At 66.2% G+C, this 20,400-nt stretch carries 20 protein-coding genes; 15 read left to right on the top strand and 5 right to left on the bottom strand.

Going from position 1 to position 20,400, the window contains the following annotated elements:
- Nucleotides 1-48: 48 nt before the first annotated feature.
- The gene (gene glnE / locus DT603_RS06740; RefSeq protein ID WP_162349087.1) at nt 49-2,871 is read left to right on the top strand and encodes a bifunctional [glutamate--ammonia ligase]-adenylyl-L-tyrosine phosphorylase/[glutamate--ammonia-ligase] adenylyltransferase; all 2,823 of its coding nucleotides are present in this window, start codon (nt 49-51) and stop codon (nt 2,869-2,871) included.
- A gap of 172 nt (nt 2,872-3,043) precedes the next feature.
- Here the strand turns inward: glnE and DT603_RS06735 are convergent, their stop codons facing one another.
- On the bottom strand, nt 3,044-4,018 hold the full coding sequence (locus DT603_RS06735) for a mitochondrial fission ELM1 family protein (RefSeq protein WP_162349086.1): 975 nt from the start codon (nt 4,016-4,018) through the stop codon (nt 3,044-3,046).
- Nucleotides 4,019-4,145: 127 nt separating this feature from the next.
- Between DT603_RS06735 and DT603_RS06730 the strand changes: the two genes are divergently transcribed.
- The 6 genes from DT603_RS06730 (at nt 4,146) to DT603_RS06705 (ending at nt 9,214) form a co-directional block, all read left to right on the top strand.
- Nucleotides 4,146-4,739 (top strand): malonic semialdehyde reductase, encoded by a 594-nt coding sequence (locus DT603_RS06730; RefSeq protein WP_162349085.1) that lies wholly within the window; start codon nt 4,146-4,148, stop codon nt 4,737-4,739.
- Between the two features lie 62 nt (nt 4,740-4,801).
- On the top strand, nt 4,802-5,380 hold the full coding sequence (locus DT603_RS06725; RefSeq protein ID WP_162349084.1) for a YceI family protein: 579 nt from the start codon (nt 4,802-4,804) through the stop codon (nt 5,378-5,380).
- A gap of 270 nt (nt 5,381-5,650) precedes the next feature.
- Complete coding sequence (locus DT603_RS06720; protein WP_162349083.1) at nt 5,651-5,848, top strand: zinc-finger domain-containing protein; 198 nt, start codon at nt 5,651-5,653, stop codon at nt 5,846-5,848.
- Between the two features lie 22 nt (nt 5,849-5,870).
- On the top strand, nt 5,871-7,013 hold the full coding sequence (locus tag DT603_RS06715; RefSeq protein ID WP_162349082.1) for a glycosyltransferase: 1,143 nt from the start codon (nt 5,871-5,873) through the stop codon (nt 7,011-7,013).
- A gap of 7 nt (nt 7,014-7,020) precedes the next feature.
- Entirely contained in the window at nt 7,021-8,304 is a 1,284-nt protein-coding gene (locus DT603_RS06710; RefSeq protein ID WP_162349133.1) for an O-antigen ligase family protein, read from the top strand.
- On the top strand, nt 8,297-9,214 hold the full coding sequence (locus tag DT603_RS06705; RefSeq protein WP_162349081.1) for a lysophospholipid acyltransferase family protein: 918 nt from the start codon (nt 8,297-8,299) through the stop codon (nt 9,212-9,214). The genes DT603_RS06710 and DT603_RS06705 overlap by 8 nt, the downstream gene beginning before the upstream one ends.
- Here DT603_RS06705 and lpxL read toward each other — a convergent pair.
- Nucleotides 9,205-10,143, bottom strand: a complete 939-nt coding sequence (gene lpxL, locus DT603_RS06700; RefSeq protein WP_162349080.1) for an LpxL/LpxP family Kdo(2)-lipid IV(A) lauroyl/palmitoleoyl acyltransferase — start codon at nt 10,141-10,143, stop codon at nt 9,205-9,207. The genes DT603_RS06705 and lpxL overlap by 10 nt on opposite strands.
- Before the next feature lie 39 nt (nt 10,144-10,182).
- Between lpxL and waaA the strand changes: the two genes are divergently transcribed.
- From waaA to DT603_RS06675, 5 genes are all read left to right on the top strand, one after another.
- The gene (gene waaA / locus DT603_RS06695) at nt 10,183-11,484 is read left to right on the top strand and encodes a lipid IV(A) 3-deoxy-D-manno-octulosonic acid transferase (RefSeq protein WP_162349079.1); all 1,302 of its coding nucleotides are present in this window, start codon (nt 10,183-10,185) and stop codon (nt 11,482-11,484) included.
- Between the two features lie 82 nt (nt 11,485-11,566).
- The gene (locus DT603_RS06690) at nt 11,567-12,400 is read left to right on the top strand and encodes a polysaccharide deacetylase family protein (RefSeq protein ID WP_162349078.1); all 834 of its coding nucleotides are present in this window, start codon (nt 11,567-11,569) and stop codon (nt 12,398-12,400) included.
- A gap of 203 nt (nt 12,401-12,603) precedes the next feature.
- Complete coding sequence (locus DT603_RS06685) at nt 12,604-12,963, top strand: glycine zipper 2TM domain-containing protein (RefSeq protein ID WP_162349077.1); 360 nt, start codon at nt 12,604-12,606, stop codon at nt 12,961-12,963.
- Between the two features lie 109 nt (nt 12,964-13,072).
- On the top strand, nt 13,073-13,636 hold the full coding sequence (locus DT603_RS06680) for a DUF2242 domain-containing protein (RefSeq protein WP_162349076.1): 564 nt from the start codon (nt 13,073-13,075) through the stop codon (nt 13,634-13,636).
- A gap of 154 nt (nt 13,637-13,790) precedes the next feature.
- The gene (locus DT603_RS06675) at nt 13,791-14,045 is read left to right on the top strand and encodes a hypothetical protein (protein ID WP_162349075.1); all 255 of its coding nucleotides are present in this window, start codon (nt 13,791-13,793) and stop codon (nt 14,043-14,045) included.
- Here the strand turns inward: DT603_RS06675 and DT603_RS06670 are convergent.
- The gene (locus DT603_RS06670) at nt 14,008-14,478 is read right to left on the bottom strand and encodes a DUF1456 family protein (protein WP_162349074.1); all 471 of its coding nucleotides are present in this window, start codon (nt 14,476-14,478) and stop codon (nt 14,008-14,010) included. The two genes, DT603_RS06675 and DT603_RS06670, sit on opposite strands and share 38 nt — an antisense overlap.
- A 221-nt stretch (nt 14,479-14,699) precedes the next feature.
- Nucleotides 14,700-15,167 carry a hypothetical protein gene (locus tag DT603_RS06665; protein WP_162349073.1) on the bottom strand — a complete coding sequence of 156 codons (468 nt, stop codon included), beginning with the start codon at nt 15,165-15,167 and terminating at the stop codon, nt 14,700-14,702.
- A 459-nt stretch (nt 15,168-15,626) separates the two neighbouring features.
- Here DT603_RS06665 and DT603_RS06660 point away from each other — a divergent pair, with 459 nt between their 5' ends.
- Together DT603_RS06660 and DT603_RS06655 are read left to right on the top strand one after the other, a co-directional pair.
- Nucleotides 15,627-17,486 carry a glycoside hydrolase family 13 protein gene (locus tag DT603_RS06660; RefSeq protein ID WP_162349072.1) on the top strand — a complete coding sequence of 620 codons (1,860 nt, stop codon included), beginning with the start codon at nt 15,627-15,629 and terminating at the stop codon, nt 17,484-17,486.
- A 101-nt stretch (nt 17,487-17,587) separates the two neighbouring features.
- Nucleotides 17,588-18,844: a cation:proton antiporter gene (locus DT603_RS06655; protein ID WP_246191614.1), complete on the top strand. Its 1,257-nt coding sequence runs from the start codon at nt 17,588-17,590 to the stop codon at nt 18,842-18,844.
- Here the strand turns inward: DT603_RS06655 and DT603_RS06650 are convergent.
- Complete coding sequence (locus tag DT603_RS06650; protein ID WP_162349070.1) at nt 18,794-19,363, bottom strand: flavin reductase family protein; 570 nt, start codon at nt 19,361-19,363, stop codon at nt 18,794-18,796. The two genes, DT603_RS06655 and DT603_RS06650, sit on opposite strands and share 51 nt — an antisense overlap.
- Nucleotides 19,364-19,716: 353 nt before the next feature.
- On the opposite strand from DT603_RS06650, the gene DT603_RS06645 reads away from it, so the two are divergent.
- Nucleotides 19,717-20,349: a hypothetical protein gene (locus DT603_RS06645; protein ID WP_162349069.1), complete on the top strand. Its 633-nt coding sequence runs from the start codon at nt 19,717-19,719 to the stop codon at nt 20,347-20,349.
- The last annotated feature ends 51 nt before the right edge of the window (nt 20,350-20,400 follow it).

Genomic DNA, 20,400 nt, shown 5'->3' with positions numbered 1-20,400 from the left:
GATGCGCGCTGGCAAAGGTGTCCGGTCAGCCGTGACACAATCCGCGCCATGTCGATCCATGCCACGTCTTCCCACAGCGCGCTTGCCCCACTGATCGAGCGCGGCCTGTCGCGCCTGCGCGCGGCTTCGCCACAGGCGGCCGCCTTGCTCGAAGATGCCGCCTTCGCCGCACGCGTGGCGAAAGTCCTGCTGGCCAGCGATTTCGCATTGGAAACCCTGCGCAGGCAGCCCGCGTTGCTGGACGTGTTCGCGCATGACGACGGCGCCACTTCGTTCGCCCCGCCCGCGTTGCAGGCAGGCGAGGCATCCGGGTGGCCCGAACAGTTGCGCCTGTATCGCGCCGCCGAATCCACCCGCCTGGTATGGCGCGACGTGCTGGGACTGGACGACGTCGATGCGATCCTCGCCGGCAGCACGCGGCTGGCCGAAGCCTGCCTGCAGCTCGGACTGGAAGCGCTGGAAACCGAGTTCGCGCAACGCCACGGCCTGGTCCGTGCGGCCGATGGCACGGCGCAGCGGCTGGTGGTGTTCGGACTCGGCAAGCTGGGTGGCGGCGAACTGAATTTCTCCTCCGACATCGACCTGGTCTACGCCTATCCGCAGGGTGGCGAATCCGATGGCGCGCGCGCCCTGGCGGCCGAGGATTATTTCGCGCGCCTCGGCCAGCGCCTGGCCAGATTGCTGGATGAACCCACGGTCGACGGCTTCTGCCATCGGGTCGACCTGCGCCTGCGACCGTTCGGCAACGCCGGCCGCGTGGCCCTTTCCTTCGCCGGCATGGACCAGTACTTCCAGCGCGAAGGGCGCGACTGGGAACGCTACGCCTGGCTGAAGGCGCGCACGGTGGCCGGCGACATCGAAGCCGGCGAGCAGTGGCTGCACAGCCTGCGGCCGTTCGTGTATCGCCGCTACCTGGATTTCACCGCGCTCGACGGCCTGCGCGACATGAAGGCCGCCATTGCCGCCGAAGTGGCACGGCGCGAGCTGGCCGATGACATCAAGCGCGGGCCGGGCGGCATCCGCGAGATCGAGTTCCTGGCCCAGGCCCTGCAGCTGATCCGCGGGGGCCGGGACGCTATGCTGCGCGAGCGCCGGTTGCTGCCGGCGCTGCGTGCCTTGATGGAAACGCGGCAGATCACCGCCGAGGACGGTGAAGCACTGATCGACGCCTACCGTTTCCTGCGCAAGCTGGAGAACCGCCTGCAGATGCTGCGCGATGCGCAGACCCATGCCTTGCCTGAAGACCCACTGGACCGGACGCGCATCGCGCAGGGCCTGCAGTACGCCGATTGGGACGCGCTGGTCGCCGCACTGGAAGTAAAACGCGCACGCGTGGCCGCCGAATTCAACGAATTGCTCGCCCCGCGCGAACACCACGTAGTCCCCGGTGCACTGGCCCAGTACTGGCGCGCGTTGCCTGCCTCCGGTGATGCCGGGGTACTGGCAGGTTCGGGTTTTGCGGACGCGGCGGGCGCCGATGCGTCGCTGCGTGATTTCGCCCAGTCCATGGGCGTGACGGGATTATCCGATGGCGCGCGCGCGCGACTTGACCGGGTGCTGCCGGCCTTGCTGGAAGCCGCCGCGCATTCCTCGCAACCCGACGCGGCGCTGAAACGCCTGCTGCTGCTGCTTCGCGCCATCCTGCGCCGGACCAGCTACCTGGCGTTGCTGGACGAACAGCCCAGCGCCCTGGACCGGCTGGTCGACGTGGTCGCGCGCAGTGCGCTGCTGGCCGAGCGTTTGGCCCTGTATCCGCTGCTGCTGGACGAGCTGCTGGACACGCGGGTGGGCGGGCCGATGCCCGTGCGCGCGGAGATGCGGCGCGAGTGCGAGGCCGCCTTGCAGGAGGACGATCCGGAAATCGCCTTGCGCCTGCTCAACGAACGCCGGCTGGCCTTGAGTTTCCGCATCGCCCTGGCTGCGCTGGATGGCCGCCAGCCTGCCAGCGACAGCACCCGCCAACTCGCCTGGCTGGCCGAGGAAGTGGTGCGCGTGGTGCTGGCGATGGTGCGTGCCGAGGTGGTGGCCGCGCACGGGTCGGTCGCCGACGGACGATTCGCGGTGATCGGCTACGGCAGCCTGGGTGGCGAGGAACTGGGATTCGGCTCGGACCTGGACCTGGTGTTCCTGTACGACGCCGGGTCTGCGGCCATTTCCGATGGAGCGCGGCCGCTGGAGGCCGGCCGCTGGTATGCACGGCTGGCGCAGAAGCTGGTGGCGTTGCTTGGCGCGGTGAGCGGCGCCGGTCGCCTCTACGATGTCGACGTGCGCTTGCGCCCGGATGGCGCCAAGGGCCTGCTGGTGTCGTCGCTGGCCAGCTACCGCGAGTACCAGCTGACGCGGGCGTGGATATGGGAACACCAGGCCCTGGTGCGCGCGCGCGCCGTGGCCGGCGATGCCTCCCTGCTGGCGGAGTTCGAGGAGATCCGCGCTGCGACCCTGTCGCAGCCGCGTGATGCGCTTGAGCTGCGCGGCAAGATCTGCGACATGCGGGTAAAGATGCGCGCCGAGCTCGATCGTACCGATGCCGCACGTTTTGACCTCAAGCAGGGCGCCGGCGGCCTGGTCGACCTGGAGTTCCTGGTCCAGTACCTGGTGCTGCGCGAGTCGGGCACCCACGCCGCCCTGCTGGCCCCACGTGACACGCAGTCGCTGATCCTCGCGCTGGAATCCACTGGCGCTTTCGACCAGGCCCAGGCCGCCTCGTTGCGTCGCGTGCACGCCTGGTTCGTCGCCCAGGGCCTGATCTGCACGCTGGACCGTCGCCAGCGCCTGCTGGCCGAAAGCGATGCGCTGGTCGAGGCCAGGGCAGTGGTGGAAGAAGCCGTGCGCGCGCGCGGCCTTTCTTTCGAGCCGCCGCTGGCGTCGTAGCTCTGCGGGGCGAAGCACGGGCTTGGGTTGAAGGAGCGACGCCAGTCGCGAAGCACGCAGCGCCTGACTGCCCGGACGGACCGGTGGCCGTTATTTCCTGGCTTCGCGACTGGCGTCGCTCCTGCAACGGAAGGGAACCTTCCATCGCACGAGCAGTCGGCTACGCGCGGCGCTACAACGACAGGCGTGCTTTCACCAGGGCCGCGACGCGGGCGGTTTCACGCAGCGGCTCGACGGGGAACGGAGCAAGTGTCGTGTCCATCACCTGGATGCGGCCACGGGCGAGCAGGGCATCCAGGAACCGTCGCGGCCGGCCGCTGACCCGCACCGGATCGAACACGAACACGGGCGCCGCGGTCGCGCAGGCTTCGGACACCATGTTGACCGAATCGGGCGAACACACGATGCGATCGGCCCAGGCCAGCAGGCCGTCGTAGGGATTGGTTCCATCACTCTCATCGCACCAGACCAGGCCCGGCGTTTCCCCGTAGCGCGCGCGCAACGCGGCGACCAGGTCGGCAGGAGTGCGGCGCGATGTCGTGGCCAGCACGCTGCCGCCCTCGCGCGCCAGCGCCACGTCCAGCTGGGCGGCCAGCGCCTGGAACGCATGGGCATCGAAACGCGCATGTGTGCTGGCCCCACCCAGCAACAACGCGGTGCGCGGCCGGGGCAATTGGGCGAATGCCGCAAAGACTTCGCGGGCGCGCAGCAGCCAGTCGTCGTCGACGGGATTCAGGCTGCCCGCCAAGGTGATGACGTTGGGGCCCGTGAGGCCGTCGTGGTCCGGCGCCACCACCAGGTCCCAGTGCCGGGGGTCGATGCGGGGATCGAGGATCTGCACCACCTGGCCGCCCCGTGCATGCAGCAAGCGGGTGGCCAGCGCCGCCTGGCGACCGCAGCCGATCGCCAGGCCAGGCGGATGCTCCAGCGCGGCGGCGAAGTCGGTACCGAAGGCATGCTGGGCGCCGGCGAAGTTCCTCGGCGCCGACACACTCCATGGCAATCGGGGCTGCAGCAGCCAGTCCTGGGAAGGCCCGAGGCCCAGTGCGCCAGCCAGCGCCTGGGCCTGACGCCGATTGCCGGCGTGCCCGTCGGTCAGGGTCCAGAGCTGTGTGGAATCCATCGGTAAGGCCGACCTTTGTTCCATAAACTAAAACAATCCGTTCCGAAGTGACCGGATGTTGTCATAGCCGGGACACTCTACACTGCGCGTCCGGGTTTGCGACCACCCTCCCGGCCAGATCATCCGCGCCACCCTTTTCCCAGGAAGTGACATGTCAGAAGCCTTGAACGCCGCCGCGCTGGACCAGTTGTTCCGCACCGCCCGCACCCAGAACAAGTTCCTGGACCGTCCCGTCGAGGACGCACAACTGCATGCGCTGTATGAACTGGTCAAGCTGGGCCCGACCGCTGCCAACACCACCCCCGCGCGCTTCGTCTTCGTCAAATCCCCGGAAGCCAAGGCCAAGCTGGGGCCGACCCTGGACGAGGGCAACTATAAGAAGACCATGGCCGCGCCGGTGACGGTGATCGTGGCCTATGACGAGGACTTCCACGAGAAGACCCCGTACCTGTTCCCGCACGTGCCCGATGCCAAAAGCTGGTTCGACGGCCCGCGCGAGAACCGGCACGTGCCCGCGTTCCGCAATGGCAGCCTGCAGGGTGCTTACCTGATCCTGGCCGCGCGCGCGTTGGGCCTGGACACCGGGCCGATGTCCGGTTTCGACAACGCCAAGCTGGACGCCGCGTTCTTCGCCGGCACCGCCATCAAGTCCAATTTCCTGGTCAACCTGGGCTATGGCGATCCTGCCGGCGTGTTCCCGCGTTCGCCGCGCCTGCCGTTCGATGAAGCCGCACGCATCGAATAGTTCACTTTCCCGCAACCCGTTTTCTGTTTCCATCCAGCCCAAATCCCATGAGGAGTCCCACCATGCGCAAGACCCTGCTCGTTGCCGCCCTGTTCGCGTTTGCCGGTTCGGCTTTTGCCGCCCCGGTGAGCTACAAGATCGATCCCAACCACACCAACGTGATCGCCAGCTGGAACCACTTCGGGTTCTCCCACCCCAGCATCAATTTCGGCCAGGCTGACGGCGCCATCGTGTACGACGCCGCCAAGGTCTCCGCCTCCAGCGTGCAAGTCACCCTGCCGTTGACCGGGCTGAGCGCGCTCGCCACCGACTTCTACGATCACCTGACCAGCGGCGACTGGTTCGATGCCGCCAAGTACCCGGCCGCCACCTTCAAGAGCACCAAGGTCGAAGCCGCGGGCAAGAACAAGCTGAAGGTCACCGGCGACCTGACCGTCAAAGGCGTGACCAAGCCGGTAGTGCTGAACGTGACCCTCAACAAGGCCGGCGAGCAGCCGATGGCCAAGCGCGCCGCGATTGGCTTTGACGCCACGGCCACCGTCAAGCGCACCGATTTCGGCCTGGGCAACTATGTGCCGAATGTCAGCGACGAAGTCACCCTGCGCATCACCACTGAAGCGGTCGTGCCGAAGGCCAAGTAAGGCTCGCCCACGCTCCACACCAAACACCGGTCGCGGCCATCGCGGCCGGCGTTTTTTTGTCCTAGCGCGGCAAACAACCAGCTCATCCCGGCGAACGCGGCGGACCCATTTGGATATGCCCTTGTTCGCAAGCCCGCAAACCGCTGGCATGACGACTTGTTTTGGATTGCCGAGTGGATAAACGCTACGCGAGGCGGCCAGCCTGCCTCTTTTTTACCCGCCAATGGCAGGCTGCTAGACTGCCAACCCCGCTATGCCGACTGAATTCACATGAGCCAGACCGCCACCGCGCAAGCCAATGCCGAGAAGCGTTACACCGTGCATCAGGGCGACCTGCCGCTGAGCTGCCCGTTGCCGTCGATGGCACTGTGGAACTCGCATCCGCGCGTGTACCTGGCCATCGAGGATGCACCCGGCCGGGAAGTGCAGTGCCCCTATTGCGGGTCGCATTTCACCCTGGCTGACTGAGCAGGCGCGCGGATCTGCGCCGATGCGTCGCCTGACCGTGGTACAGCTGCTTCCGGCGCTCGAGTCCGGTGGCGTGGAACGTTCCACCCTGGAAATATCCGCCGCACTGGTCGAAGCCGGGCACCGCTCGCTGGTGGTTTCCGCCGGTGGCCGCCTGCTGCCCGCCTTGCAGGCCGCCGGGGCCGAACACGTCACCCTGGACATCGGTCGCAAGTCGCTGCTGACCCTTCGTCACCTGCGGACGCTGCGCAAGCTGTTCGTCGATGAGCGTGTCGACATCGTGCATGCACGCTCGCGCCTGCCGGCCTGGCTGGGCCTGAAGGCAGTGCAGGGCATCGACGCGGCGCAGCGTCCGCACTTCGTCACCACCATGCACGGGCTCAACTCGCCAGGGCACTACAGCGCGGTGATGACGCGCGGCGAACGGGTCATCTGTGTTTCCGAGAGCGTGAGCGGCTACCTGTTGCAGCACTATCCGCAAACCGATCCGCGCAAGCTGCGCGTCATTCCGCGCGGTATCGACACGGCGCAGTTCCCGCGCATGTCGTGGCCGCAGCCTGGATTGCGTTCCAGGTTCGCCCAGGCCAGCCCGCAGCTTGGCGGCAACGGGCCCTTGCTGCTGCTGCCGGGCCGCGGCACGCGCCTCAAAGGCCACATCGATGCCTTGCACCTGTTGTCCGCGTTGCGCCGGACAGTCGACGCCCGCCTTTGGCTTCCGGGTGCGCGCGAAGCCGGTCGCGAGGACTACATCGCGGAAATGGAAAGCGCAGCGGCCAGCCTTGGCGTTGCCGATGCCGTGGCCTTCACCGCCGCGACCTCGCGCATCGCCGACGCCTATGCGGCCAGCGACCTGGTGCTGCAGCTGTCGCGCAAACCCGAGGCCTTTGGTCGCACGGTGATCGAAGCGCTGTCGGTTGGGCGCCCGGTGCTGGGCTGGGCGCATGGCGGCGTGGGCGAACTACTGGCCGAGCTGCAGCCGCAAGGCGTGGTGCCGGCCTTCGACGAACACGCATTGTTATCCACTGCACAGGCGTTGCTGGGGCGTCCACCGCTGCCATTGGCTACGATGCCCTACACCCTGCGCGCCATGCAGGAAGCCACGTTGACCCTGTACCAGGAACTCGCCGATGACTGTTCCACACGCGCCCCAGCCGCTATCCACTGAGCCGCCGATGGCGGTCACGCACGGCTGGCGCTGGGCGCCGGCGTGGGTGCTGACCTTCGTCGCAATGTGGCCGGCGGCCGGTTACGCCGAAGGCATCATGGTGCTCGGTGCGCTGGCGGCCATCGTGCAGCTGCTGCTGGCGCGGTTCCGCGGCGGTACGCGCCTGCTCAGCGGGCCGGCGTGGGCGCTGACCAGCGTGATGTTCTTCGCCTACTGGACGCCGCAACTGATCTCCTCGTTCGACGCCCTGGATGCCCGTCACGCGTTCTACAAGACGGCCACCGGACTGCGCTACCTGCCGTTTCTGTGGCTGGTGGCGTCGGCGGTGGCCAATGAGCGCGGCCGTCGCATCACCTTCGGCGGACTGGCGATCATCGTCGCGGTCTGGACCGTCGACGCGCTGCTGCAGATCATCTCGGGTACCAGCCCGTTGTTCTGGGGCATAGACCAGCTCAAGCAGCTGATCAGCGGGCATGGCATGTGCACGGCCGCCGACGTCGCCGAACTTGACCGCCTCAGTGGCATCCTCGGGCCCTGCAACCTGAAGTTGGGCGTGGTGCTGGCCAGCCTGTCACCTTTCGTGCTGTTCGCCGCGGCCAGGCGCTTCGGCCTGCTGGGCTGGTCGTTGACTGCCGCGGCGATCGGAATGGTGATCCTGCTGGCGGGCGCACGCGCTGCCTGGCTGACCTATGCACTGGTGCTGGTGTTCTCCGGCTGGCGCCTGCTGGGCTGGAAGAAGCTGCTGGGCGTGTTCGTGTTCGGTGCGGTGTCGCTGGTGGTGCTTGCCCTGGTCTCGCCGCAGTTCAGCGAACGCATCGAACGCACGGCGCGCGTGCTGACGGTCGACGAGAACGGCGTGGACATGGCGTTGTCGGGCCGCGCCCAGATCTGGCAGGCGGCAACCTGCATGATCCGCGAGCATCCGGTCAATGGCGTCGGCGCGCGTAATTTCCGCCAGGAGTTCCCGGCCTGCGATCCGATGCCGGGGCAACATCCCGCGTGGGGTTCGGGACCTGCCCACCATGCGCACCAGATCGTGCTGGAGATCCTCAGCGAGACCGGCGTGATCGGCCTGCTGTTGTGGCTGGCGGGCGCGGCGCTGGCCTGGCGGGCGTGGCGCTATGCATCGCCGGAGGCACGCGAGCGCGCGCGGCCGGCCATGCTGGCGCTGGGCGTCACCGTGTTCCCGTTCAACACCCACCTGGCGTTCTATTCCACGTTCTGGGGTGGGCTGACCCTGCTGCTTGCGGCGTTGTATTCGGGCAGCCTGCTGGCCCGGGACGATGACTGAAGGAACAGCGGCGCACTGCTGGTTCATCGCGCCGCTGGACCTGCTGGCCGGCGCCGTGGCCCGGCTTCCGCAGCGCCTGCTGCTGGGTCTGGGTGCGCTGCTGGCCTGGCTGTTGTGGCCGTGGATGGGCAGGCGTCGCCGCTATGCGCGCGTCAACCTGGCGCTTTGTTTTCCGGAACTGGCACCGGTGCAGCGCGAACGCCTGTTGCGCGCCAACCTGCGCGCGACCGTGACCGGGGCACTGGAGCTGCTGCGCGCCTGGTATGCGCCGCCGCCGGCGCTGCAGGGCCTGGCCGAGGTCGAAGGGCTGGAGCATCTGCGCGCGGCCACCGCGACGGGCCGCGGCGTGTTGCTGTTCGGCGGCCACTTCACCCATTCCGAACTCTCGGCCCGCCTGCTCGAGGAGCTGTCGGGCCAACCCGTACACGTGGTTGTCCGGCGCAACAACCATCGCTGCATCGAGGCGATGTTCGATCGCGCCCGACGCAACGCCTTTGCCGGCACCATCGCCAAGAAGGACGTGCGCGGCCTGCTGCGGACGCTGTCGCAGGGCGGCGTAGTCGCCTATTCGGCCGACCAGAACTTCAACTATCAGAATGCCTTCGTGCCTTTCTTCGGCGTGCCTGCCGCGACGTTGACGGCCACCCCGGACCTGGCCCGCCGGGGCAAGGCGACAGTGCTGCCGTTCTGGTGCCATCGTGGCGAGGACGGCCGCTACCGGCTGCGCATCGAGCCGCAGTGGAAGGGTTGGCCCAGTGGCGATGCGGCGGCCGATGCCGCGCGCTACATGGGTGAACTGGAACAGGTGGTGCGCCGGCACCCCGAGCAATACCTGTGGGTGCACCGGCGCTTCAAGACCCGCCCGCCAGGCGAGCCCGGGTTCTATCGAACCCCAGCGGGTCATTCGTAAAGCTTGCCGCGTCCATCGGGCTGGCGCTTGAAGCGCCGGTGGATCCACAGGTATTGCGCCGGCACCACGCGCACCATCGCCTCGATTGCCGCCATGACCCGCGCCGTGTCGGCGGTCGCATCCTTCGAGGGGAAATCCGCCAATGCCGGCGACAGGCGCAGCGTGTAGCCGCCATCCTCGCGTCGCTCATGTGCGAAGACGATGACGCTGGCGCCCGACAGCCGCGCCAGCTGGTGGGTCGAGGTCAGGCTGTAGGCGGGCAGGTTGAAGAAGGGGACGAACACGCTTTCGCCGCGCCGGGTGTCCTGGTCGGGAGCGAACCACAACAATCCGCCCTGCTTGAGGTGCTTCAGCGCCGGCCGCAGTTCCTCGCGGGTGAACATGTGCGAGGCATAGCGAAGGCGGCCGCGCTTGACCGCCCATTCCATCGCGCCCTGGTCGTGGGGTCGGTACATGCCGGCCAGCGGCGCGTAATCGCACATCAGGCGCGCCGCCATTTCCAGGGTGGTGAAGTGACCGGAAATGACGATCACGCCACGCCCGTTCGCGCGCGCCGCCTCTAGATGCTCCAGCCCTTCGATGCGCAGGCCGCGGCGCATCGGTTCCACGCTTCCCCACCAGGCACGCGCGAATTCGAACAGGCCGATGCCAAGCTCGGTGAAGCTGCGGTACACGAGCGCGGCCTGGTGGCGGGCATCGAGTTCGGGGAAGCACAGCGCGATGTTGCGTTCGGCCACGCGCCGGCGGTCAACCAGCACCGTGTGCAGGAACCTGCCGACCAGCCTTCCCAGTCCACGCTGCAGCGGCCAGGGCAGGCGCGCGAGCAGGGTCGCCAGGCCGATGCCCAGCCACGCGGGCCACTGGCGGAAACCCGTCGGGGGCGGGTCGGTGTCGTTGCGGCGGCTTTCAACCGGGTCGAGCTTGGCCATACAGCGATTCTAACGGTTCAGTTGGTTATCCTTGGCGCGATGCGGAAGGACCTGACCGAACGTTTGCTGCGTGGCCTGTATTCGGCCGTGCTTTATGTGTTGACGCCGGTCACGGTCTATCACCTGATCTGGCGTGGTTTCCGTTTCCGCGAATATTTCCAGCGTTGGAACGAGCGCTACGCTTCCTATCCACACGCCGCGCCACAGGCCGACGTCTGGCTGCATGCCGTGTCGGTGGGCGAAGTCAACGCGGCTGCGCCCGTGGTGGATGCATTGCGCCGCGTGCATCCGGAGTGGCGCTGGCTGGTCACCACCATCACCCCGACCGGCTCTGCGCGCGTGCGGGACCTGTGGGGCGATGGCGTGGACCATGTCTACATTCCCTACGACCTGCCCGGCGCAGTCGCGCGCTTCCTGGCGCATTACCGCCCGCGGCTGGCGCTGGTGATGGAAACCGAACTCTGGCCGAACCTGCTGTTCGGCTGCCGCGACCGGGGCATTCCCACCTACATCCTCAATGCACGCCTGTCGGCACGCTCGCTGCGCGGCTATCGGGTGCTGGGGCCGCTGATCTCGCGGGTGGTGCGCACGCTGAAGCGGATCGGCGCGCAGTCCCATGCCGACGGCAAGCGCTTCGTGACGCTTGGCGCCGAACGCGATGCGGTGGTGGATACCGGCAACCTGAAATTCGATATCGACGCGCCCGAGGGTCTGGCAGGATTCGTGCGCCAGTTCCGCAGCCAGCTCGGCCAACGTCCGGTGTGGATCGCGGCAAGTACCCATGAAGACGAAGAAGCCGCGGTCATCGCCATCCACCGGCAGTTGCGCCTGCGCTGGCCCGAGCTGTTGCTGCTGTGGGCACCACGCCATCCGGAGCGTTTTCCCCGCGTCGCCGAACTGTCGGTTGCCGCCGGCTGGCAGGTCGCCACGCGCCGCGGCTCGGCCTGGCCTGCCGGGCACGACGATGTATTCGTGATCGACACCCTGGGCGAGCTGATGTCGTTCTATGCCTGCGCCGACGTCGCCTTCGTGGGCGGCAGCCTGCAGGCGGTCGGCGGCCATAATCTGCTGGAGCCCGCTGCGGTCGGCACTGCCATGGTCACCGGCCCGCACCTGCACAACTTCGCCGAAATTTCCAGGCGCCTGCGTGAAGCGGGCGCACTGGTGATCGTCGATGACGCCGACGGCATGGCGCAGGCGCTTGGCGAACTGCTTGCCAATCCGCAGGCACGCGCGGATATCGCGGCCTCCGGGCGCGCGCTGGTCGAACAGGGGCGTGGCGCGCTGGCCAGGACGCTGCAGATGATCGATGCGGATCTGCCTGGGCGCGCCAGCGACTGAAACGCAGGCCATCAGCCCGCGGGCAAGCCACCATGCAGCCATGCCTGTTGCACGCTCGTATCGCACACTCACGGAGTGGACCATGGAATTTCGCCGCCTTTTTTTGCTTTCAATCCTCTTGCTTGCCGCCACCGCATCCGCAGTCGGCGCAAGCGCGGCCGAAGGTGAATCGTTCCCCTGGCCGCAGGGCAGGAGGGCAGCGGTCAGTCTGGCCTATGACGATGCGCTGGATTCGCAGCTCGACCATGCCATTCCCGCCTTGGACCGGGCCGGACTCAAGGGCAGCTTCTATCTGACCCTTGCCAATGATTCGGTACGCAAGCGCATGGCCGAATGGCGTGCGGCGGCGGCCCGGGGGCATGAGCTGGGCAACCACACGCTGTTCCACCAATGCTCGGCCACACTGCCGGACCGCGAGTGGGTCGTGGCGGCGCGTGACCTGGACCGGACCACGGTCGCGCAGATGAAGCAGCAGGTGGTGCTCGCCAACACCATGCTGCAGGCCATCGACGGCAGGCACGAACGCACCATGACCGTACCTTGTGGCGACGTGGGGGCCGCGGACGGCAACTACGTCGAGCAGGTTGAAGGTGATTTCGTGGCCATCAAGCTCGGCGGCGGCGGAGTCACGCCGGACATGTGGAAGCTCGATCCGCATGCGGTCACCGTGGATGCACCCAGCGATGTCACGGGCAAGCAACTCATCGCGCAGGTGGAGGCCGCTGCCAAGCGCGGCACCATGGTCAATTTCACCTTCCATGGCATTGGTGGCGACTACCTCGCAGTATCCAGCCAGGCACACGAGGAATTGCTCGCTTACCTGGCGGCGCATCGCGATGTCTATTGGGTCGACACTTTCCTGGACATAATGAAATACGTGAGGCAAAGGCAGGAGCAGCACGCGCTGAAGCGTTGAGGGGCAAAGAGGGAAGGGCAAAGAGGGAAGGGCAAAGAGGAAAGGGCAAAGAGGGAAGATTCCCCGCGCTTCCCGCCAGTACGGGTCGGACACGTGCGCCATCGCGGCTTGCCTGAACCGGACTCGCATGGCGGGCCTTGCTTTCACGTCCTGTTGGCGCACGGGTGCCAACACTCGGGCATCCCCCATCGTTGGATGCACCCATGAAAAAGACCATTACGAGCCTGTTGGCTGCAACGCTGTTGTTGTCGGGTACCGCTTTTGCAAAGACCTATGGCCCTGCCGACGAAGGACGCCGCTTCAACGATGGCAGCAGGGTGGTGTGCAAGAACGTGGAGGTCCGCCGCAGCAGCAAGGACTCCAACCGGATCATCGGCACCACCACCGGTGCGGTGCTGGGCGGACTGCTCGGCAACCAGGTCGGCAAGGGCAATGGCAAGAAGGCGGCCACGGTCGGCGGCGCAGTGGCAGGCGGCCTGATCGGACGCAAGGTGCAGGGCGACAGCCAGGCAAAGAAAGGCGATCGCGTGGTCGAGCGTCAATGCACGCGCGTGTATCGCTAGGCAGTGATGTCAACGGAGACCAGCAATGAACATTGATACGGGTTTGCTGCACGCAAGGTCACCCAAGGCCGCTATGCTGCGGCCAACCCGGTCGCTGTCGCGAGTCGCCATGTCCCCCCTGTTCCTGATACCGCTGTCTGCCTGCCTGTTGCTGTCCGCATGCAGCAGCGGTCCTGCCAAGACCAAAACCGCGCCGGTGTTCATGGAAGAATCGTTCGACGCCGACAACATCTACTCGCGCAGTTACACCGTGTCGCCGCCCAAGGCCTGCGAGGGCGCGCGGCGCGCGCTGCTTGGCCAGGGCTACGTGGTCACCAAGGCGACCGGCGAGACGGTGGAGGCGACCAAGAACTTCCAGCCCGAACCCGAGGACCATGTGCAGCTGGACGTGCGCGTGTCCTGCGTGCCGCACGGTGCGGAGCAGGCACTGGTTTTCGTCAGTGCAGTGCAGGACCGTTACGCATTGAAGAAAAGCCCGACCTCTGCCAGCGTCGGCGTTGGCGCGCTGGGTTCGTTGTCGCTGCCGATCGGCAGCAGCGACGATTCGCTGGTGCGCGTCGCCAGCAAGACCGTGCGCGATGCCGAGTTCTACCGGCGTTTCTTCGACCGGGTGAATTACTACCTGCCAGCGGACGCAAATGCCGCGCCGGCCCAGCCGCCGCCGACGCCCTGATCGCGCAATTGCGCCCCAAGGCGGGCATGGACTCGCAATTTCGGCCCGCCTTCCGATGATTCCATCGCCCTGATCGCCGTTTCGTCGGGTGTCCACCCGGGCGGGCGCTGACAGCGCCTAGGCTTCGCGCACTCCAAACCGCGCGGTACGCATCGTGAGAAACCTCATCCAGCCTGCCTTGCGATACCTGCTGGCCTGGTCGCTGGCGTTCGTGATGGCGCAACTGCCGCATTACCTGCCTGCGCAGGTCGACGCGGCCATCGCCGGTTACCTCATCCAGCACGACGCGGACCGTCCCTATACGGCTGCGCAATCCATCCCTGCCGCCTGCTACGCGTCCACGCCGGTGGCCGGCGCGGGCCGTTCTGCACTTATTCGGCGGTCCGGAAGCGCAGTGTCAAACCCTTGAGGAAGTTGCGCAGGATCTGGTCGCCACAGGGGCGGAAATGCTTGTGGCCGGCCTGCCGGAACAGGGCGGTCATCTCCGGCTTGCCCAGCGGAAAGCCGGCGGCCTCGAAGATCTCGTGCATGTCCGTGTCCTTCAGCTGGTAGGCCACGCGCAGTTTCTTGAGGATGACGTTGTTGCTGATGCGGTCCTCGACCCGGCGCGGGCCTCCTTCAGCAGGGCCGCGGTAATAGACCACCAGCCCGTCGAGGAAATGCGCCAGTACGCGGTCGCTGCAGGGCACGAAGCCCTCTTCCCCTTCCTTCTTCAGCAGTGCGGGCACTTCCGCCTTGTCCAGCGGGAAGTCCGGATCGGCGAGCTGGATGATCTCCACCACTTTCGCGTCCCCCAGGTCCAGCATGTAGCGGATGCTGCGCATGACGTCGTTGTTGATCACGGGTTTCCCTTCGGGTTGGATGAAAGCCAGGAAGGGACGGCGCCGCAGGCTGGTTCGGTGGCCGGGCAGCAGCGCAAGGGGCGCGGATGCGTTGGAATCGGCAGCATCAGGATACCGGGGACAGGGCCCGCCCGCATCGCCATGTGTCCCTGGACAGAGGCAGGGCAGACCCGGCGGAGGTGAAAAGCCCGCAGCCCAGCTGCCAGGACTATGCGGGCTTCCTACATGCAACCGTTGTCGTCGTTGCACTTGATACGCGAGCGCTCATTGCCGAGCAGCCGTTCGCCGGCCTCCTTTTCCTCGCGGATCTGCGAAGGCGTGCGGCAGACACGGGTCATGAGGTTGCTGCCGGTTCGTGCCTCCTGTTTGCAGGCGAGCCGCTGCCGGTTGTCGCTGAGCGCGGTCTCGATGCCGGTGACCAGGTCCAGGACTTCATTGCGGTGGCTGGGAGCCAGTTCGGACAGGGTGGTCTTGCCGTCCAACAGCTGTTCCAGCCTGCGCTGCCCGGCCTGGATACCGGATTGCACGGAACCGGGCAGCTTGCCGTAGGGTCCCGTTCCCGATTCGATGCCCGCGCTGATGGTGCGCTGCCTTGCCAGCAACCCGGCGACCGACGGATCGGCAGCGTGGGTCGGGGACGCGGCCAGCATGAAGAATGCAAACCAAAGCGCGGCCAGCTGCTGCTGCATGGAAGAGGCTCCGAATGACGGCAATCCACCGTAGCCGAGGGAGTGGTGCGCTCCAAGCCATCGCTGACAAGCGGCCAACCTGTGCAAAGGCGCGCCTTGGCTTTCACGTCGAATTCGAGAGCCACCTGGTGACAAGCTTTGCCGGTCAGACCAAGAACAGCAGGTTCCGGGTCTACGACACGGCTGGCGATCAGCGACTTGCGGCCTGGAACCTGCCTGTCTGTAATGCCGTGAGGACATTTCGACGAAACGGGGGACGGAGCGGGTCCTGCAGGGTAGTGGTCGCCTGGCCTGCCGTTGGCTCCATTTCCGACCCTGCGCTTGAGAGCCGTGAAGAACGTTCGCCTGGATTTCACGCTGTTGCGACGCAATACATACGAATTCATCGGCGTCCCATGCAGCGGCCTTGTAGCCTCGGCCTTTGATGCGGTTGCTGTCCGCCACTAGGGGAACAAGCTCATGAGACTGCTGCTGGCGCTTTGCCTCTGCCTGTGCAGCGCCGCGGCGCAGGCGCGCGAGTTCGCCATCGACCACCTGGAGCCGGCAAGCTGGTGGGTCGGCATGAAGCACCACCGCGTGGAGCTGATGGTCCATGGCCAGGGCATCGCGTCGCTGGCGCCACGTGTCGGACATCCAGGAGTCGTCGTGTCCGATGTGCAGAAGTTGGCCAATCCGAACTACCTGTTCGTCACCCTCGATATCGCAGCCGATGCAGCTCCGGGCACGTTCGACATCGAACTGCTGCAAGGCGACCGCGTCGCCGCCCGGCGACCGTTCCTGTTGCAGGCGCGCGAGGCGGGGTCGGCGGCGCGCAAGGGCTTCGATCCTGCCGATGCCATCTACCTGATCACGCCGGACCGTTTCGTCAATGGCGACCCCGGCAATGACAGCGTTCCGGGCATGCGCGAGGCCGCTGACCGCAAGGATCCGAACGGACGCCACGGCGGCGACCTCGCCGGCATTGCCGCGCACATGGACTACGTCGCCGGCATGGGCTTCACCCAGCTGTGGCCGACGCCCTTGCTGGAAAACAACCAGCCTCGGTTTTCCTACCATGGCTACGCGATCACCGACCTCTATCGCATCGATCCGCGCTTCGGCAGCAACGAGGACTATCGGGCACTGTCGGCGCGCGCGCGCGGACTGGGGGTCGGCCTGCTCATGGACGTGGTGCTCAACCACATCGGTTCCAGCCACTGGTGGATGCAGGACCTGCCCACGGCCGACTGGATCAACCACGGCGGCACGTTCTCTCCCACCAACCACCTGCGCAGCACCGTGCAGGATCCGCATGCCGCACCGCAGGACCATGCCGCGTTCGTGGAAGGCTGGTTCTCGCCAGGCATGCCGGACCTGAACCAGCGCAACCCGCACCTGGCCACCTACCTGATCCAGAACAGCCTGTGGTGGATCGAGTACGCGGGATTGTCCGGCATCCGCGAAGACACTTTCGGCTATGCCGACAGCCAATTCCTCAGTGCGTGGGGCAAGGCCATCCTCGATGAATATCCCGGCTTCAGCATGGTCGGCGAGGAATGGAGCGGCAGTCCCGCCACGGTCGCGCACTGGCAGCGAGGCAAGGCCAATGCCGACGGCCACGTACCGTGGATGCCGAGCATGATGGATTTTCCGCTGCACATCGCCTTGCGCGAAGCGTTCAAGGAGGCCAAGGAAGGCGACGTGGGTTTCACTGGCCTGTACGAGATGCTTGGCAACGACTATCTGTATCCCGAAGCCGCCAGCCTGGTCGTGTTCGCCGAGAACCACGACACCACCCGCCTGCTGGCGAACGTCGACGGCGATGTGGGCCTGTTCAAGATGGCGATGGCCTACCTGGCCACGGTGCGCGGCACGCCGCAATTCTTCTACGGCTCCGAAGTGCTGATGCAGGGCCCGCGCGAGCGCGATGACGGCAGGATCCGCGCCGACATGCCGGGTGGCTGGCGCGGCGATGCTAAGAATGCATTCACCGGCACGGGGCTTTCGGCGAGCGAGCTCGATGCGCAGGACTACCTGCGGCGCCTGCTGCAATGGCGCAAGGGCACGCCGGTCGTGCAGCACGGCAAGCTGCGCCACTATGGCCCGGAGGATGGCGTCTACGTCTACTTCCGGCATGACGGCAAGGACACCGTCATGGTCGCCCTCAACCGCAATGCGACTGCCAGGACACTGCTGCCAGCGCGTTTCGCGGAGTACCTGGATGGCGCCACCGGCAGTGACGTGATGACGGGGACCGCGGTGTCGTTCGAGCGCCCGCTGTCGCTGCCCGGCAAGTCGGCGACGATCATGCAGGTTCGGCGCGGCCCCGGCACGCGGTAACCTGTCGGCGGGGAATGGAACGGCTCGCGGCGCGCAGGGCTGACAGTCCCACGCTTGCCACGACATCCATCCGGGGACACATGCCACACACCATCAGCACCATGGAAGTTTTCCTGATCGCCATGGCGATCATCTTCAGCGTGCCGTACCTGATCTGGCGGCTGGGGCGCACCGATTACTTCGCACCACTGGTGGTGGTGCAGATCATCACCGGCATCCTGCTGGGTCCGGGCGTGCTCGGCGCCATGGCGCCGGGCTACTACCAGTTCGTGTTCACCCCGGATGTCATCAAAATACTGAATGGCCTGGGCGCCTGGGCGGTGATGCTGTTCGTGCTGATCGCCGGCATCGAGCTGGACGTGCGCCAGGCCTGGAAGCACCGCATCGAAAGCGGCATCACCGCCGGCTTCGCGCTGGGCGTGCCGCTGCTGACCGGCTGCGTGGCGGCCATCGGCATGCTGATGTTCCCGGGCTGGATCGGCGAGAAAGGACAGTCCTGGCAGTTCGTGGTCGGCGTGGGCATGGCCTGCGCGGTTACTGCGTTGCCGATCCTGATCCTGCTGATGGAGAAGCTCGACGTGCTGCGCCAGCCGATCGGCCAGCGCATCCTGCGCTACGCCAGCCTGGACGACGTGGCCATCTGGGGCGTGCTGGCCTGCGTGCTGCTGGACTGGGAACGCATGGGCCGGCAGGTGGGTTTCCTGGTGGCCTTCGTGGTGGCTTGCGTGCTGTTCCGCAAGCTGATGGTGCGGCTGCCCGAACGCGACCGCTGGTACGTGATGCTGATCTGGCTGGCGGTCTGCGCGTTCGGCGCCGACTGGGCGGGGTTGCACTTCATGGTCGGTGCGTTCCTGGCCGGCGTGGTTATGGATGCCGACTGGTTCGACCAGGCGCAGATGGACTGGCTGCGCCACCACGTGCTGCTGGTGATGATGCCGGTGTTCTTCCTCAGCACCGGCCTGCGCACCGCGTGGTCGGTGGGCGGAGAGGTGGTCTTCATCGCCGCCGCCGTGCTGCTGCTGGCTTCGGTCACGGGCAAGCTGGCCGGTGTGCACCTGGCGGGCCGGATCCTGAAGTGGAAGCCCGGCGAAGCCTCCTTCATCGGCTGGCTGCTGCAGACCAAGGCGCTGATCATGATCATCTTCGCCAACATCCTGCTGGACAAGCAGATCATCACCAATGCCACCTTCACCGCGCTGCTGCTGATGGCAATAGCCAGCACCATGATGACCATCCCGGTGGTGGCGCCGAAGCTGAGACGCCTGCTGGCCGGGCAGGCGAACCGGTCCGGTTTGCCCGCCGCGAGCTCAGAGCATCCCGGGCTTGAAGCCCCGGCGCCGGGAAATATCAGGCCCTGACAGCATGAACCTGCCTTCGCCGCGGTAGTGCAGGGTCTGCGGGATCTTCGGCGTGCGCGCGACGTGCGCCTTGACCACTTCCCAGATGAAGAGGTTGTGCCTGCCGACCTGGCTGCCGTCATGCAGCCGGCACTCGAAACTGGAGTGGCATTGGTCGATCAGCGGCGCCTGGACCAGGCTTGCCTTGCGCGGCGTCAACCCGAAGGACGCAAACTTGTCGGTGTCTGCGGCCAGGTCGGCGCCGCTGTAATTGCCGATGGCGACCACGGTATCGACCAGGTCGGCGGTCGGCAGGTTGATCACGCACTGCCTGCTGCGCCGGACCAGTTCGAAGCTGTGGTTCTGTTCCCAGATATAGCAGGCGAACAGCGCCGGCTCGAAACCCATCATCATGTGCCAGCCCATGGTCATGATGTTGCGCTCTCCCTTGAAGCTGCTGCTGACCAGCACGATGGGTCCGGGCTCGAGGAAACGGCGGATTTCAGAGACGGGGAAATCATGCTTGCGGAAGGTCTTCATGCGGTCGTTTCCTATATCGACAGGCGTTGGTGATGCTGTTGCAGTAGCTGCGGCGGAATCGTTACCAAGAAGCTAGGTTCGCGCCACCAGCCCTCACCGGCTGCGTCGGTTGCAGTGGCGGGGATTTTCCTGCGGGGCGCCGTAGACCGGCGCCTCGACTTCATGTCCGGTCGGGAAATCCAATATGCTTTGGCCCGGCCGTTGCCGCCGCGGGGAGCGTCGATTGGGGGGGGGAAGTGAGGGAACGCCCAGTGTTTTTTCCGGAGGACGAAGAACTCGCGGTCCCACTGCGGGAGTGCATCGGCCGAACATGCCTGCAATCATTTCAATCAGCCTTGGGGAATCTGGAAATCATGAGGAATCTGTTAGCAACCGCCTTGCTTGTATTCGCAGGACTGTCCAATCCAACTGCCGGTGCGCAGGAGAACGCGATCGTTGCGCCTCCGCCCTCGTCGAAAACGGGTACCGGCACGCTGCTGGTGGATATCAAGCCGTTCAGCAGTGAAAAGGAGCTGCCGAAGAAGGTTGACAAGCAACTCAGGAGTGGCGGCCTGGAGTGGGGCATCCGCGACAACCTCATCGTGTTCACCATGGTCAACAAGCAGTTCATTGACTTCCCCATCAGCCACCTGACCCGCTATGGCCAGAGCGAGACGCTGACCCTGCCTGCGGGCGAATACCGTATCACCGGCATCGGCATGGAAATGACAGCCGGTTTCAACGTGCAGAAGATCCTGGACCGGGGTGCGTTCGTGAACAATGACGTAGTCGTGTTCCGCATCGAAGAAGGGAAGGCGACCACCCTCAGCATCAATCCGGTGATCAAGAAGGACAATGCCTTCGTGGTGGATTTCTGGATGCCGACCATGTTGGCCAGCGTGGCTGGCAACGGCGTCAAGGGGGAGGAGAAGGCGCTCAACGTGCGCGGTGATGCCTCTATCGCATGGCCGCAATACACCGGGTCGCTGAAGTTCGTCGCCAAATAAGTGGCTGCGTGGGCGGCGCCGCGCCGCCCACGCCTTGTCGCCTGGCCGTGC

The sequence above is a fragment of the Pseudoxanthomonas gei genome, from assembly GCF_010119615.1.
GTDB classification, from domain to species: domain Bacteria; phylum Pseudomonadota; class Gammaproteobacteria; order Xanthomonadales; family Xanthomonadaceae; genus Pseudoxanthomonas_A; species Pseudoxanthomonas_A gei.
The sequence above is the reverse complement of the archived record's forward strand: the minus strand, read 5'-3'. Positions and strand labels throughout refer to the sequence as shown.